The sequence below is a fragment of the Agrococcus sp. ARC_14 genome (assembly GCF_022436485.1).
In the GTDB taxonomy this organism is placed as follows: domain Bacteria; phylum Actinomycetota; class Actinomycetes; order Actinomycetales; family Microbacteriaceae; genus Agrococcus.
Genome location: NZ_JAKUDO010000001.1, coordinates 513,671 through 528,030, shown reverse-complemented (window position 1 = coordinate 528,030; position 14,360 = coordinate 513,671). Strand labels below are relative to the sequence as shown.

Annotated in this window: 18 protein-coding genes; 7 read left to right on the top strand and 11 right to left on the bottom strand. The window is 72.1% G+C overall.

What is annotated here, in order from left to right:
• Window positions 1-16: 16 nt before the first annotated feature.
• The gene (locus MKD51_RS02675) at window positions 17-730 is read left to right on the top strand and encodes a Pr6Pr family membrane protein (protein ID WP_240237845.1); all 714 of its coding nucleotides are present in this window, start codon (window positions 17-19) and stop codon (window positions 728-730) included.
• Between the two features lie 28 nt (window positions 731-758).
• Here the strand turns inward: MKD51_RS02675 and MKD51_RS02670 are convergent, their stop codons facing one another.
• Window positions 759-947 (bottom strand): hypothetical protein, encoded by a 189-nt coding sequence (locus MKD51_RS02670; RefSeq protein WP_240237843.1) that lies wholly within the window; start codon window positions 945-947, stop codon window positions 759-761.
• Window positions 948-972: 25 nt separating this feature from the next.
• On the opposite strand from MKD51_RS02670, the gene MKD51_RS02665 reads away from it, so the two are divergent.
• The 4 genes from MKD51_RS02665 to MKD51_RS02650 all read left to right on the top strand — a co-directional run bounded on the left by MKD51_RS02665 (window position 973) and on the right by MKD51_RS02650 (window position 4,576).
• Window positions 973-1,515, top strand: coding sequence for a CGNR zinc finger domain-containing protein (locus tag MKD51_RS02665; protein ID WP_240237841.1), 543 nt, complete (start codon window positions 973-975; stop codon window positions 1,513-1,515).
• A 77-nt stretch (window positions 1,516-1,592) separates the two neighbouring features.
• Window positions 1,593-2,873 (top strand): MFS transporter, encoded by a 1,281-nt coding sequence (locus tag MKD51_RS02660; protein WP_240237839.1) that lies wholly within the window; start codon window positions 1,593-1,595, stop codon window positions 2,871-2,873.
• Between the two features lie 136 nt (window positions 2,874-3,009).
• Complete coding sequence (locus MKD51_RS02655; RefSeq protein ID WP_240237837.1) at window positions 3,010-3,723, top strand: Pr6Pr family membrane protein; 714 nt, start codon at window positions 3,010-3,012, stop codon at window positions 3,721-3,723.
• Between the two features lie 73 nt (window positions 3,724-3,796).
• Window positions 3,797-4,576 carry an alpha/beta fold hydrolase gene (locus tag MKD51_RS02650; protein WP_240237835.1) on the top strand — a complete coding sequence of 260 codons (780 nt, stop codon included), beginning with the start codon at window positions 3,797-3,799 and terminating at the stop codon, window positions 4,574-4,576.
• On the opposite strand, the gene MKD51_RS02645 is transcribed toward MKD51_RS02650, so the two are convergent.
• Window positions 4,573-5,121 carry a hypothetical protein gene (locus MKD51_RS02645; RefSeq protein WP_240237833.1) on the bottom strand — a complete coding sequence of 183 codons (549 nt, stop codon included), beginning with the start codon at window positions 5,119-5,121 and terminating at the stop codon, window positions 4,573-4,575. The two genes, MKD51_RS02650 and MKD51_RS02645, sit on opposite strands and share 4 nt — an antisense overlap.
• Window positions 5,122-5,226: 105 nt before the next feature.
• Between MKD51_RS02645 and MKD51_RS02640 the strand changes: the two genes are divergently transcribed.
• On the top strand, window positions 5,227-5,826 hold the full coding sequence (locus MKD51_RS02640) for a VTT domain-containing protein (protein WP_240237831.1): 600 nt from the start codon (window positions 5,227-5,229) through the stop codon (window positions 5,824-5,826).
• Between the two features lie 106 nt (window positions 5,827-5,932).
• The gene (locus tag MKD51_RS02635) at window positions 5,933-6,532 is read left to right on the top strand and encodes an ATP-binding protein (RefSeq protein ID WP_240237829.1); all 600 of its coding nucleotides are present in this window, start codon (window positions 5,933-5,935) and stop codon (window positions 6,530-6,532) included.
• Window positions 6,533-6,706: 174 nt separating this feature from the next.
• On the opposite strand, the gene MKD51_RS02630 is transcribed toward MKD51_RS02635, so the two are convergent.
• From MKD51_RS02630 to MKD51_RS02590, 9 genes are all read right to left on the bottom strand, one after another.
• The gene (locus MKD51_RS02630) at window positions 6,707-7,999 is read right to left on the bottom strand and encodes an ABC transporter permease (RefSeq protein ID WP_240237827.1); all 1,293 of its coding nucleotides are present in this window, start codon (window positions 7,997-7,999) and stop codon (window positions 6,707-6,709) included.
• Complete coding sequence (locus MKD51_RS02625) at window positions 7,996-8,697, bottom strand: ABC transporter ATP-binding protein (protein WP_240237825.1); 702 nt, start codon at window positions 8,695-8,697, stop codon at window positions 7,996-7,998. The genes MKD51_RS02630 and MKD51_RS02625 overlap by 4 nt, the downstream gene beginning before the upstream one ends.
• 116 nt (window positions 8,698-8,813) lie before the next feature.
• Entirely contained in the window at window positions 8,814-9,470 is a 657-nt protein-coding gene (locus MKD51_RS02620; protein ID WP_240237823.1) for a dihydrofolate reductase family protein, read from the bottom strand.
• Between the two features lie 125 nt (window positions 9,471-9,595).
• Window positions 9,596-9,946: a hypothetical protein gene (locus MKD51_RS02615; protein WP_240237821.1), complete on the bottom strand. Its 351-nt coding sequence runs from the start codon at window positions 9,944-9,946 to the stop codon at window positions 9,596-9,598.
• A complete protein-coding gene (locus MKD51_RS02610) occupies window positions 9,943-10,482 on the bottom strand; it encodes a hypothetical protein (RefSeq protein ID WP_240237819.1) in 540 nt (179 codons plus the stop codon). Before MKD51_RS02610 ends, MKD51_RS02615 begins: the two co-directional genes overlap by 4 nt.
• Window positions 10,483-10,541: 59 nt before the next feature.
• Entirely contained in the window at window positions 10,542-11,906 is a 1,365-nt protein-coding gene (locus MKD51_RS02605) for a hypothetical protein (protein ID WP_240237817.1), read from the bottom strand.
• A 9-nt stretch (window positions 11,907-11,915) separates the two neighbouring features.
• Window positions 11,916-12,794 carry a hypothetical protein gene (locus MKD51_RS02600; protein ID WP_240237815.1) on the bottom strand — a complete coding sequence of 293 codons (879 nt, stop codon included), beginning with the start codon at window positions 12,792-12,794 and terminating at the stop codon, window positions 11,916-11,918.
• A 153-nt stretch (window positions 12,795-12,947) separates the two neighbouring features.
• Window positions 12,948-13,382 (bottom strand): MerR family transcriptional regulator, encoded by a 435-nt coding sequence (locus MKD51_RS02595; protein ID WP_240237813.1) that lies wholly within the window; start codon window positions 13,380-13,382, stop codon window positions 12,948-12,950.
• Window positions 13,382-14,329, bottom strand: coding sequence for a DnaJ C-terminal domain-containing protein (locus tag MKD51_RS02590; RefSeq protein WP_240237810.1), 948 nt, complete (start codon window positions 14,327-14,329; stop codon window positions 13,382-13,384). The genes MKD51_RS02595 and MKD51_RS02590 overlap by 1 nt, the downstream gene beginning before the upstream one ends.
• Window positions 14,330-14,360 lie beyond the last annotated feature (31 nt).

The following is a 14,360-nucleotide window of genomic DNA, read 5'->3' as shown; positions in this document are numbered from 1 at the left end:
AGCCTAGGGTCGAAGGATGGTCCAACTGGTCGGGGCCCACAGCGTTGTGCGGGGCGGCTCACTCGTTCGCGCGCTCCTGATCGGCCGCCTTTTCTTCATCGCGGTGATCATCGCCGCGATCGTCGGCCAGCTGCTCACGAGCCTGAGCTTCTGGGGCGCGCGCGGGTTCGACGACACCGCCCGCAACATCGTCGGCTACTTCTCCTTCTTCACCGTGCAGTCGAATCTGCTCTCGCTCGTCGTGCTCGGGATCCTTGTCAGCGCGCCGCTCGTCGGCCGTCCGCTGGGGCGACGCCTCCACGTGCTGCAGCTGGCGACGACGAGCTACATGGTCGTGACCGGCATCATCTACAACACGCAGATGCGCGGCATCGAGCTGCCGCAGGGCGCCACCCTCGACTGGTCGAACGAGGTGCTGCACGTCGTCGCGCCGGTGTGGATGCTGCTCGAATGGCTCGCCGGCGCTCGCGAGCGCGACCTGCAGTGGCGTGACCTCGGCACCGTCGCGATCTTCCCGCTCGCCTGGCTCGGCTACACGCTGCTGCGGGCGCCGAAGACCGACGTGGAGGCGAGCACGAACCCGTACTGGTACCCGCAGCTCGACCCCGCGAGCTACGACAGCGGCTACCTCGGCGTCGCGGGCATGTGCCTGGCGATCGCCACCACGCTGATCGCGGTGGCCGCAGCGCAGCTCGCGTATGCCCGCTGGCGCGGGCGCCCGCGTCGCTGACGAACGGGAAGGCGAGCGCGCGCTCGCATCACACGACGACGCTCAGCGGCGCCGGAGGCATCGTCGGTACGGGCTCGAGCTCGACCCGGCGCGCCCCGCACGCCATGCAGCGCGTGTAGAGCAGGCGCCCCTGCGACGTCGCGTGCGCCGATTCGAGACCCCAACCGTGCTCGTGCTCGTGCTCGACGGTCGCCGTCTGCGTCTGGGTTGCTGCCATGGACTCATGCTGATGTAATGCCGCTATGCATCTCAACCCTTACGGCGAGTATGCCGTGCTGCTGGCCGCCTCGCTCGCCAATGAGTGGCCGGCGTCGCGCAGCGCGATCATCGCCCGCGTGCGCGAGCACGGCATGACGATGCGCTTCCCCGCCGACCCGACCGATCACGAGCGCACCCGCGCGGTCATCGACGACTGGCTCACGGTCGTCGATGCGGAGGCGCCGCAGCAGCGTGCCGACCTGCTCAACCGGGCGATGGCGTCGACGGCGGCCTACCCGCGCATGACCGATCACGATGATGAGGGCTGGCACTTGCACTACCGCGATGCGCAGCAGTCGCTGCCGCACGTGCTCGCCGCCGTCTTCAGCGTCGGCACCGCGCTGCACCTCACCACCCGCGGCATGCATCGGCTCGCTCGCTGTGCGGCGGGCGACGCCCCAGACGACAGCTGCCGCAACGTCGTGGTCGACGTCACGCGCAACGGCCGCCAGCGCTACTGCTCGGTGCGCTGCGCGAATCGCTCGGCGGTACGGCGGCATCGGGCACGGCAGGCGCGGCGGGAATAGCCGCTCCCGAACGCCGGTTGCCTCCCGCACGGTCATCGTCGCCCGTGCCGCCCGCCCGTCGCGAATCCGGAGACGCCATGCCTGAGACCGCAGCACCACCCACGACCGCACCCACGACATCCGCCGCATCCAGCGCAGCCGCCCAGCCCCTCGAACGCGTCCCGGGCGCCATCTGGCTGGTCGCGGGCGGCATCTTCGCGATGGTGACGAGCGAGTTCATGGCCGCGGGCCTGCTGCCGGCGATCGCCGCCGACTCGGGCGTCACGCTCGGCGCTGCCGCGATGCTCATCTCGGGCTTCGCGCTCGGCCAGGTCGCCGGCGCCTGGCTGCTCGGCATGCCGCTCTCGCGCTTCGGACCGCGCCCGATCCTCGCCGCCCTGCTCATCACGTTCGCCATCGTGCAGACCGTCGGCGTCCTCTCGCCCTGGCCCGTGATGCTCGCGATGCGCGTGGTCTCGGGCCTCCTGATGTCTGCCTACTTCTCGATCGCCCTCGGCACGGCCACCCGACTCGTCACCGGCGCAGCGCAGCCGCGCGCGACCGCCGCCATCTTCACCGGCGTCACGGTCGGCACCACGCTCGGCCTGCCGCTCGCGACCTTCGCCGGCACCGCGATGGCCTGGCAGTGGGCCTTCCACCTCGACACGATCCTGGTGCTGCTCGCCGCCGGCGCGATCGTCTTCACGCTGCCGAAGATCGCCGGCGCGCCGTCGATGCCGCTGCGCGACATGCTGCAGCCGCTCGCCAGCGGCAGGCTCTGGCTCACCTTCGCGACGGCGGGCCTGGCCATCGGCGGCACGCTGCTGGGCTTCGGCTTCTTCAGCGCCATCCTGCAGGAGCGCACCGGCGTCGCCGAGGCGGTCGTGCCGTGGCTGCTCGCGCTCTACGGTGCCGCCTCCGTGGTCGGCAACTGGGCCGTCGGCCGCCTCACCTCCTTCGGCGCCGCCCGTGTGCTGGGGGTCGGCCTCGCGATCCTGGCGGCCGGGCTGCTGGCGTTCTGGGCGGCGCCGGATTCGCTGCCCGTCGTCATCGTGGCGATGCTCGCCATCGGCGTCTCGGGCGTCTCGCTCAACGCCGCGCACACGGCACGCACCATCGCCGTCGGCGGGGCCCACCCGGCGATCATGTCGATGATGCCGACCGTCGTCACCGGCGGCATCCTGCTGGGCACCTCGCTCGGCGCCGTCGTGGTCGACTCGCCGCTCGGCATCCTCGCACCGCTCTGGATCGGCGCGCTCTTCGCGCTCGCCAGCCTCGCGACCCTGATCCCGGATGCGGTCGCGCACCTGCGTGCGCGCGGCACGCGGCGCGCGGTGCCGTGCCCGGAGGCGGCCGCCGAGGCGTGCCCCGCCGCCTGAATGCGAGCGGCTCGGTCAATTCGCGGCGTCGGTTGCTTGTCGCTGTTCATGAACGCGGATAGCGTACAGATGACCGTCGACGCTCAGGATCCGGAGACCGCATGACCCGTCTGTTCCATCTCCGCATCGCGGCCTCATGAGCGCACCTCCCGAAGCGGCGCCCGTCGCAGACATCCGGCGACGCATCCTGCTGGTCGGCAGGGCCATCATCGCTGTCGCGATCTTCGCGGCGATCATCGGCCAGCTGCTCACGAGTCTCGCCGTCTGGACGGAGCGCGGCGACCCGTCGATGGCCGTCAACGTCACCAACTTCTTCTCGTTCTTCACGATCGAGTCGAACATCCTGGCCATGATCGTGCTCGCTCTGCTCGGTGTCGCGCAGCTCGGCCACCCTCGCATCGGGCGCCGATTCGACGTGCTGCTGCTGTGCGCGACCACCTACATGGTCGTGACCGGCATCGTCTACAACACGATGCTGCGAGGCATCGAGCTGCCGCAGGGCACCACGCTGGGCTGGTCGAACGAGATTCTCCACCTCATCGCACCGCTGTGGATGCTGCTCGATTGGCTGCTGACCTCCAGCAAGCGCCAGGTGCGGTTCTCCGACCTCTGGATCGTCGCGATCTTCCCGGTCGTGTGGCTCGGCTACACGCTGCTGCGGGCACCGATCACACCCAACTACACCACCGGCGCGGACGCCTGGTACCCCTACCCGTTCCTGAATCCCGCCAACTTCGAGAACGGCTTCGGCGGCGTCGCGATCATGTGCGTCATCGTCGCGGTGACCGTGGTCCTCGGTGGGCTCGCCCTCATCGCGTACGCCCGCTGGCGGCGGACACGTACGAGCTGAGGGCGCCGCGGCGGGTGCGGCCCGGCACCCGCCTGCCCACGCCCTGCCGCGCATCCGGCAGACTCGGAGGATCATGAGCGCGCTCCACACCACCCACCTCGGCGAGCAGGGGTCTCCCGTCGTTTTCTGCCACGGCCTGTTCGGCCAGGGCAGGAACTGGACGCAGATCGGCAAGGCCCTCGCCGACCGCCATCGGGTGACGCTCGTCGACATGCCGAACCACGGTCGCTCCGACTGGACGGAGCGCATCGACTACGTCGAGATGGCCGACGCGATCGCCGACCTCTCCGACGAGCCCGTCACGCTCGTCGGCCACTCGATGGGCGGCAAGGCCGCCATGCTCGCCGCGCTGCGGCATCCGGAGAAGGTCGCGCGGCTCGTCGTCGTCGACGTCTCGCCGGTCGCCTACCGCTCGGCCGACGAGTTCCGCGGGTTCATCGACGCCATGCTCGGCATCGACCTCGGCTCGCTCGGCTCCCGCGCCGACGCCGACGCCGCGCTCTCCGCCGCCGTGCCCGACCCGGGCATCCGTGGCTTCCTGCTGCAGAACTTGCGGCGCGATGGCGACGCCTGGGCCTGGCTGCCCAACCTCGAGGTGCTGCGCCGAGACCTGGATGCGCTGCGCGGCTTTCCCGAGACCGACGCGGTCTATGAGGGGCCGGTGCTATGGATCGCGGGCGCCGACTCCGGCTACGTGCGCGACGAGTTCCGCGATGCGATGGAGGCGCGGTTCCCGCAGGTGCGGCGCGTCACGGTCAAGGGCGCTGGCCACTGGGTGCACTCGGCGCAGCCCGCTGTCGTGACGGCGCTGCTCGAGCGCTTCCTCGACGCCGAGGCTGAGCGCGGGGCCTAGCGGCTCCACACCTCGTCGACCGCGAGGAACGCCGTCGACTGCGGCCGCTCGGCGTCCTCCTCGACGCGGGGCTCACCCGTCAGCGGAGCGCCGCCGAACGAGATGCTGCCTCGGCGGCACGGCACCAGCCGCAGCGACAGCCCGTGATCCACGCCGTCGAGCGTGAACGCATCCGTGGTGAACTCGCGCTCCCCCATCGGCCCGTCGATGCGCACCTCGATGCTGCCGGCCCGTGCGACGAGACCGGTCTCGAGGTCGAGCTCGATCTCGACGTCTTCGGTGCGCACCTCGACCTGCGACCACTCGAGCCCCTCGGCCTCGGGGAAGTGCCGCACGAAGCGGCCGGAGAGCCACGAGCTGAGGCCAGGGTCGACGCCGATCACCCGCACCCGCCCCGCATGCCAGAGGATCAGCGCGGTGCCCGACCCCATCGGCGACTCGTCGACGCGCCAGACCGAGGCCAGCGCCACCACCTCGTCGCCATCGAACAGCTGCACGGCCGGGTTCGCACCGCGGAGGATCGGGGTCCTGGGGTTGTCGCTCACTCCGATGACGCTACCGGCCCCACGCCACACGTCCCTCTGCGGTAGGGGGTCGGTTCGTCCTCCAGCGTGACGCGTGGGTGCGCTGCTCCGACCTACCGTCAGGACGTGCCCCTCTCGGTCGACCTCCTCCTGCCCCTCCTCACCTCGCCATGGCTGCTGCTGATCGTGCTCGCAGCCTGCGCGATCGACGGCATCTTCCCGCCGGTGCCGAGCGAGACGACGGTGGTCGCCGCCCTCGCCGCCGGCATCGCGGCAGGGGTCGACGGCACCTGGGCGATCGCGATCGTCCTGGCGGCTGCCGCCGGTGCGGTGCTGGGCGACAGCCTGGCGTTCTGGGTCGGCAGGCGCGTCGGCGTCGATCGGTTCCGGTGGATGCGTCGGCCCAGGGCGCGGCGGATGCTCGGCTGGATCGCCGAACGGCTGCGCACCTCCCCTGCGACGCTCGTGCTCGTCGGCCGCTACATCCCCGTCGGCCGCGTCGCCGTCAACGGCATGGCCGGCGCATCCGGGCTCCCCTTCCCGCGCTTCCTCGGGCTGGCGGCGGTCGCGGGCAGCCTCTGGGCGTGCATGTGCCTGGCGATCGCGAGCGCCTCCGCCGCGTGGCTGGGCGACCCGCTCTGGTCGGCAGCGCTCGGCGTCGTCGTGATGCTCGCACTCGGCCTGGTCGTCGACCTCATCAGCCGCCGCGTCGCGCGCCGGGCCTGATCGGCCGAGCCTCCGGCGTGCGCGGGCCGACCGCCGGGCGTGCACGGGTCGCGCCGGGGGCCGCGACTGGCGCAGCGAGACCCGCGGATCCGGCAGAATCGTCCCTATGCCCGAATCGCACGAGCCCTTCGCGCGCGTCATGCTCATCGGCGGTGCATCCGGCTCCGGCAAGTCACGCATCGCCGAGCGCAGCGGGTTGCCGGTGCTGCGCCTCGACGACTACTACCGCGAGGGCGACGACCCGGTGCTCCCGCGGCTCGAGTCCGGCGAGGTCGACTGGGATCACCCGGGCTCCTGGCACCGCGACCGCGCGATCGACGCGCTCGAGGAGCTCGCCCGCACCGGCCGCACGAGCGCCCCGGTCTACGACATCTCCCGCAGCGCATCCGCGGGCAGCCACGAGGTCACGCTCGACGGCGCGCGCTGCTTCGTGGCGGAGGGCGTCTTCGTCGGCGAGGTCGTGGCCGAGGCCCGGCGGCGCGGCATCCTGGCCGACGCGATCGTCGTGCACCGCTCGCGCTGGGTGACGATGGGCCTGCGGTTTGCCCGCGACCTGCGCGAGCACCGCAAGCCGCCGGCGTTCCTGCTCAAGCGGGGCATCATCCTCGCGCGCCGCGAGCCCGCGATCGTGGCGAGGCTGACGGATGCGGGGTGTCGCCCCATGCGCATCCGTGCGGCCATGCGCATGCTCGCGCAGCGCGGGTAGCGGCCGCCACCGAGCGCCTCGCGCCCGCGGCCCCCTCCCTCGAGCACAACGCAAGCTCGCGCCGCGCGCTCCGCGGCGGAATCGGGCAGGGCGCCGAATCCGCCGCTGGTTACGGCCAGCGGGCTTGCGTTGTGCACGGGGGGTGCACGGGGAGGGAGGAGGCCGGACCGCCCGCTACTCGTAGCGGAGCGCCTCGATCGGGTGCTGGCGCGCGGCGCGGCGCGCGGGCAGCGTGCCGGCGAGGAACGCGATCGCCATCACCGCGAGCACGATGACCGCGACCGAGAGCGGCTCGAAGCGCACGATCTCGAGGCCCGGCAGCCCCGCCAGCAGGCTCTCCGCGAGCAGCGGCGCCGCGATCAGCCCCAGCAGGATCGCCACGCCCGCGCCGAGCGCGCTGCCGAGGAAGCCGATGAAGACGGCCTCCATCGAGAACAGCCCGAAGACCTTCCCCGAGCGCATGCCCATCGCCTTCATGAGGCCGATCTCACGGGTGCGCTCCTGCACGCTCATGAGCAGCGTGTTGACGATGCCGAAGCCCGCGGCGAGCAGCGCGATCACCGCGAACGCGTTGAGCACGGTCGTCACGACGTCGATGACGGTCTTGAACGCGCCGATCTGGTCAGCCGTCGTCGACCCCTGGAAGCCCGCATCGAGCAGCGCGGCCTTGATCGCATCGATCTGCTCTGGGGTGGATGCGGGGTCGATGTATGCGTTCGTGGCCAGATAGACCGGGGTCGCCTCGCCCACGGCGCCCGTGCGCTGGGCCTCGATCAGCGCGTCCGCGAGCGCCTCGTTTGCCTCGGCGCCCAGGTTGAGCAGTCCTTGGTTGCTGACCCCGACGACGACGGCGCCGACCTCGTGGTGGCCGCCCACCCCATCCGTCACCCCGAGGGTGACCGACTGGCCGATGGCGGCCTGCGCGTCGGCGAAGCCCAGCGGCTCGACGTAGTCGGCGGGGATCTGCAGCTGGCGCTCGGTCACGTCGGCGACCGCCGCGCCCGCCGCGAGGTCGGGCACGAAGGCGCCGGATGCCAGGTCGAGCGGCAGCTCGTACTGCTCGGAGCCACCGGCCTCGATGAAGTCGACCGCGAGCGAGACCATCGGCGTGACGCCGGTGATGCCGTCGATCTCGGCGATGGCGTCGAGGTCGTCCTGGTTGAGCCCGACGATGGTGGAGCCGGGAGGGCCGTCGACGCTCGCACCGCCCGTCGCGCGATCGGGGTCGTAGACCGGCGGGCCCTCGGCTGCCGCGTCGGTGTCGGGCGCGGGCGAGACGGCGAGCACGCCGGGCGCACCGATCGCGCCGACCTGGCTGTCGATGAAGTTCGTGATGCCGGCGCCGATGGCACTCGTGATCGTGAGGGTGAAGGCGCCGATGAAGATCGCGATCACCGTGAGGGAGGTGCGCAGCTTGCTGCGGAAGGTGTTGTGCACCGCCGAGGCGATGACGTCGCCGGCCCTCATGCTGCAGCCCCTGCCAGCTCGGGCGAGACCTCGAGGCCGTCGCGCAGGTGGATCTGCCGGTCGCAGCGGGCGGCGAGCTCGACGTCGTGCGTCACGATCACGAGCGTGATGCCCTGATCGCGGTTGAGTGCGAAGAGGGTGTCCTCGACGTTGCCGCCGGTGACCGTGTCGAGGTTGCCGGTGGGCTCGTCGGCGAAGATCACGCTCGGGTCGTTGACGAGCGCGCGAGCGATCACGGCGCGCTGCTTCTGGCCGCCGGAGAGCGCGGTCGCCCGGTTCTTGGCCTTGTCGTCGAGCTCAAGCGCCCGCAGCGCCGCCATGCCGCGCTCGGTGCGCTCGCGGCGGCCGATGCCCGCGATCTTCAGCGGCATCACCACGTTCTCGAGCACGGTGGCGTCGGGCACGAGGAAGAACTGCTGGAAGACGAAGCCGAACTCCGCGTTGCGCAGGCGGTGGATCTCACCCTGCCCGAGCGTCGCGGCATCCGCGCCGGCGATGCGCAGCGTGCCCGCGTCGGGTGCGTCGAGCAGCGCGAGGATGTGCATGAGGGTCGACTTGCCGGAGCCGCTCTTGCCGACGATGGCGATCGACTCGCCCCGCGTCACCTGCAGCGTCACCCCCTTGAGCGCATCGAAGCGGCCGGCGCCGCGGCCGTAGGACTTCTGGATGTCGGATGCGTCGAGCACGAGATCGGGCATGGTCTCTCCCCATGAGGTGGTGGGCGCTGCATCTGCGGCAGCACCTTGAGCCTCCTCGCTCCCCTGGTCGCGGGGCAGGGGGATGACCGGAGGGTTCTCCCCGGGGTTTCCGCGCCCTATCCCTCGGAGCGCTCGTCGACCATCCGCTCCTTGCCGTCGACGACCTCGAAGGTCGCCGTGCGGAACGGCGCGGGCACGAGCGTCATCGCGACGCACCCGTTCGTGGCGACGCGCGCATCCGTCACCTCGAAGCCGCTCGGCGTCGCCTCGGCGAAGACGCGCTTGCCCGAGCCGATGACCGTCGGCACGACGATGAGCCGCAGCTCGTCGAGCAGCCGCTCGGCGATGAGGGTCTGCAGCAGCCGCGACGAGCCGTGCACCTGCAGCTCGCCGTCGCCCTGCTGCTTGAGGCGGCGGATGCGCGCGGGCACGTCGTCGGCGATGACGGATGTGGTGGATGCCCACGGCCCGTCGGCCGGGTCGAGGGTCGTCGTGACGACGTGCTTGGGGGCGGCGTTGAGCCGTGCCGCGACGGTGTCATCGGGGTCGGTGACCTGCGGCCAGTAGGCGGCCATCATGTCGTAGGTGGTGCGGCCGAAGAGCAGCGCGTCGGTGTGCTGGAACCAGCCGTCGACCGTCTCGGCGACCACGTCGTCGAAGATCGTGGCGCCCCAGCCGCCCCAGCGGAAGCCGCCGGTGGTGTCCTCCTCGGCGCCGCCGGGGCCCTGCATGACGCCGTCGAGGGTCATGAACTCGTGTGCGACCAGTCGCATCGCTCCTCCTCCGTCGCCGTGCCCCGCCGAGCCCGGGGTGCGCTCCTGGGTGCGCACCTCGGCACGGCCGAGCATGCTCCTGGCCTGTGGATGCGGCAAGAGACCAGATCGCGGTCGACCGCCGGTCAGCCCTCGACCCAGAGCCAGAGGTGCGGGTTGCGCTGCGGCGGCGACCAGGGCTCCGTCTCGCCGCGCTCGGCCGAGGCGTCGAGCCGGTGCGCCGCCGCGTCGCTCAGCTGCCACGCCTGCACCTCGATGCGCGTGCCCGGCGCCGGTGCGCGCCACGCTTCGGCGCGGCCGGTTCGGGGGCGCACCATCACGGTGAGCGGACCGCCCTGCACGCCAACGGGCACGTGCAGCCGGGCGAACTCCCCCGCGAGCCCGTGCGCGTGCTCGCCTGCGCCGTCGACGACCTCGACGAGCTCCACGGTGCGCGGCTGCGCCCAGCCGTAGTGCTCGCCGCTGCCGAGCCTCACGCGGCTGCACGCAGGGCGCCGGTGGCCCGCCTCGCCTCGCGCCGCGCGATGGCGAGCCACGTGCGCGGGCCCGCCAGCCAGCCGATCAGCGCGGAGACGACGATCGACAGCACGACCCAGATCGCTGCGACGATCCAGAAGCCGACCACGCCCGTCAGCAGCACGAGCAGACCGAGCAGCCAGCTCGACAGCGTCGAAAGCACCGCCTGCAGGCCGGTGCCGAGCGCCGCGCCCCTGAACGTGACGGCCGAGGCGCCCACGACGCCAGCCCGACGCATCCGCCGTGTGCTCAGCCAGCAGCCGAGGGCGATCGCCCCGACCGCGAGCAGCACGAGCACCAGCACGAGCGGCACCAGCCACGAGGGGTCGAGCTGCTCGACCCACGCGACGATGCCGCGCCCCCAGTCGACGTCATCGAACAGGTCGATCACGACCGAGCGGATGAGCAACAGCACGAGCGCAGCGACGAGCAGTCCCCAGCCGAGGCTCGCGCCGGCGGCGACCAGCGCCAGGCCGATGCCGCCCGCGGACTGCACGGCGGCCTTCTGCTGCGGGTCAAGCGGGTCTTGCCGCTCCGGACGGGTGCGCCGGGGGCTCATCGACCGCTCGCGGTCGCGTCGCCGGCGGCTGCACCGCCCTGAGGACGCATCGTGCTGCTCGATGCCTCGCCGCGCAGCCGCACCTGGGTGAGCTCTGCCTCGTCACGGGCGCGCGCTGCGGCCTCCTCGGCCTCGGCGAGCGCCCGGTAGTCGACCCGCAGTCGCGCCTGCGAGAGGAAGAGCCAGCCGAACAGCAGCCCCACCCCGCCGGTCAGCAGCGCCGCGACGCCGAGCTCCCAGAACAGCACCTCCCACATCGTGCCGGTGGTGAGTGAGGCATCCGACGCGGCCAGCACCACGACGAACCCGCCGATCAGCGCGAACGGCCACAGTGCCATGCCGACGATGCCGGTCGCGGCGGTCGTGCACAGCCAGGCGAGCCAGGTGGAGCGATGCGGCTTGGCGAGCCCGACCGTCTTCGCCCAGAGCGCGTGCAGCAGCCATCCCCCGGCGAGCATGCCGCCGCCGATGAGCAGCCCGATGAGCGCGGTCGCCCAGACGCGGTCGGGCATCGACCAGCGGGCGAGGATGGAGGTGAAGGAGTCGGCTTCGAAGTCGCCCGCGTCGCCGGAGAGATGCAGCAGCAGCGCGAAGCTGAGGATGAGGAAGAACGCGGTCAGCAGGTGCGTGGCGAGCGCCATCACCGTCTGCCCCAGCCACGAGCTGAGGACCGCGGCGGAGCGCTGCCTGCCCGTCCATGGGATGCGGGGCGGCAGCATCGGCGCCTGCGGCTGGTAGGGCGCCGCACCGTATGAGACGGCCCCGTAGGGGAGTGCTCCGTATGGTGCGGGGCCGTAGGGAGCCTGGCCGTAGGGAGCCTGGCCGTAGGGAGCCTGGCCGTAGGGAGCCTGGCCGTAGGGAGCCGTCCCGTAGGGAGCGGCGCCGTAGGGAGCCGCGCCGTACGGAGCCTGGCCGTAGGGAGCCGCGCCGTAGGGAGCCGCGCCGTAGGGAGCCGCGCCGTAGGGGGCCGCGCCGTACGGCTGCGGCTGCGGCGCTGCAGCAGGGTTCTGCACCTGCCAGCCGGCCGGCACGAAGCGCTGCGGCATCGACTCCGCCATGGCCGGCATGAGCCCGGGCGGCAGGATCTGGCCCGGCATGCCGACGCCGGGGTTCTCGACCTGCTGGGGCCGCGCGCCACCCAGCCCGAGCCGCGCCTTGCGCGCCCGCGCTCGATCCTGCGCGCGGTTCTCGATCGCCGTCGACGGCACAAGGCCGTCCGGCCGCGGCGCAGAGGGCTCCGCCAGCTGCCGAGCACGCCCCGCGGCCGCAGCCCGCGCCGCGGCATCCGCGGGCACTGGCGTGTCAGCGCCCGGGGGCGGCGGCGCGCCCGAGGCGTCGACGGGGTCGCGTGGATCGGTCACGGCGGCGGATCAGACTGTGGCGTCCGGCACGCCGGTCACGACGGTCGCCCGGAAGACCCTGGCCATCCACAGCCACACCAGGATGCCGATCACGATGGCGATGACCACCGACGCGACCAGGAACAGCAGCAGCGCGAAGATCGCGTTCGCGATCACGGCGGAGACGCCGCCGTTGCCCGTCTGGAAGACGAGCCCTGCGAGCGCGCCCGAGCCCGCCTGCAGGATCGCCGAGAGCCCCAGCGCCATCGGCACCGCGGTGATCGTCACGAGCAGGGGATGGAAGACGCCGTGCGCTCGCAGCACCAGCCACGACAGCAGCAGACCACCGATGAGCAGCACGACGCCGGAGATGATGAGCCAGAAGGACACGTTGCCGAACGAGGTCGGGTCGACGGCCGTGATGGACTGGTCGAGCTCCTCCACCTGCGCCTCGGTCGCGAACAGCGCGGCGAAGGCCATGATCACCGACTTGAAGACGCTCGTGACGTACCAGGCACCGATCGGCACGGCGAGCGTGATGAGGCCGAGCGTCACGAGCGGCAGGCCGAGAGCCCCGGCGATCACGGCGCCGCGGCGCTCCCGCTTCGTCAGGCCCGGGCGCTGCACCTGCACCCGCTCGACCTCGACGGGGCCGGTGCGGATGCGCTCCACGGCCGCCGCACGCCGGTCTCGATCCGAGACGACCTCGGTGGGTGTCGCGTCGGCATCGGCCGACGCCGGCAGCGTCGCCGTCTCGGCCACCGGGCGCTCAGCGACAGGCGTCGGAGAGCTCGGAGCCGGCGTCGACGCGGTCGCGCGCCTGGGCCGCGCCTCGCCGTCGTCCACGGGCAGCGGGATGGGCGCGGATGCGTCGCGCGGCACGGGCTTGGGGCTGGGAGTCTCTTCCACGGGCACATTGTGACACCACAGGCTGGAGGGGGCTGGACCCTTCGACTCGCTCAGCGCGTTGCGCGCGTGGACCGGCTCAGGGAGCAGACACTCGGTCCCTGAGCCGGTGCGCGCCGAAGGCGCACACCGTGTCGAAGGGCGTGTCGAAGGGCGTCAGTGGTGCCGCTGCGGATGCCACAGCACGACTTGGCCGGGTTTCGCCGGGCGCGCGCCCGCGCGGATCGACGTGATGCCCGCGTTCCCCGCCGCGAACACGCGACGGCCCGACTGCTGCATCACCGCATCCGCCAGTGCCCCCTCGAGCTCGCGGACGCGACTCCGCAGCGCGAGGTTCTCGTCGCTCATCTCGAGGATGCGGCGAATGCCCTCGAGCGAGACGCCCTCGCCAGAGAGCAGCTGCACCTGCTTGAGCCGCCCGATGTCACGCATCGAATAGCGGCGGGTGTTGCCCGCCGTGCGGGCGGGCTCGACCAGGCCGAGCCGGTCGTACTGGCGCAGCGTCTGCGCGTGCAGGCCCGCGAGCTCGGCGGCCGCCGCGATCGAGAAGATCGGCGACGACTCGTCGAGGCCCGCGGGCTTGCCCAGCATCAGCTCGCCTTCGCCTTCGTCAGCAGCTCATCGCGCGGCGACTCGTTCGGGCCCGCCTCGACGAATGCCTCGAGGTGCTCGACCTGCGCCTTCGTGAGGTGGCCGGGCACCGCCACCTGGATGGTGGCGAGCAGGTCGCCCGTGCCCTTCTTGCCGGCGACGCCGCGGCCCTTGACGCGCAGCACGCGGCCAGACGGCGTGCCGGGCGCGACCTTGAGCCGCACCGGGCTGCCGCCCAGCGTCGGCACCTCGATCGTGGCGCCGAGCGTCGCCTCGGCGAACGTCACCGGCACGTCGACGCGCAGGTTGAGGCCATCCATCGTGAAGACCGGATGCGGCCGCACCTGCACCGTGAGGATGAGGTCGCCCGGGTCGCCGCCAGAGCCTGAGGCATCGCCCTTGCCAGCCAGCTTGATCTTCTGGCCGTCGTGCACGCCTGCGGGGATCTTGACGGTCATCGTCCGGCCGCCGACGGTGAGCTTGAGTGTGTCGCCCTGCACCGCAGACGTGAAGTCGAGCGCAGCGCGCGCCGTGACGTCGCGGCCCTTCGCCGGCCGCCGGTTGCCGAAGCCGCCGGTGCTGCCGCCGAACATGCCGCCCAGCAGATCCTCGAAGTCGCCCTGCGAGTACTGCACCCGTGGGCCGCCCCCGAAGCCGCCGAAGACATCCTCGAAGCCTCCGGAACCACCAGGTGCGAAGCGCGGACGGCCACCGGCCATCGCGCGCACCGCGTCATACTCCTGGCGCTGCTTCGCGTCGGAGAGCACCGAGTGTGCCTCGGAGATCTCCTTGAAGCGCGCCTCCGCGGCCGCATCCCCGGGGTTGGAATCCGGGTGGAACTGCCGCGCGAGCTTGCGGTACTGCTTCTTCAGGTCGGCAGCCGAGACATCCTTGGTGACGCCGAGCACCGCGTAGAAGTCCTTGTCGAACCAGTCATTGCTGGCCATGCGTCACCTCCTTCTGCCTCGTCGTCGCGCC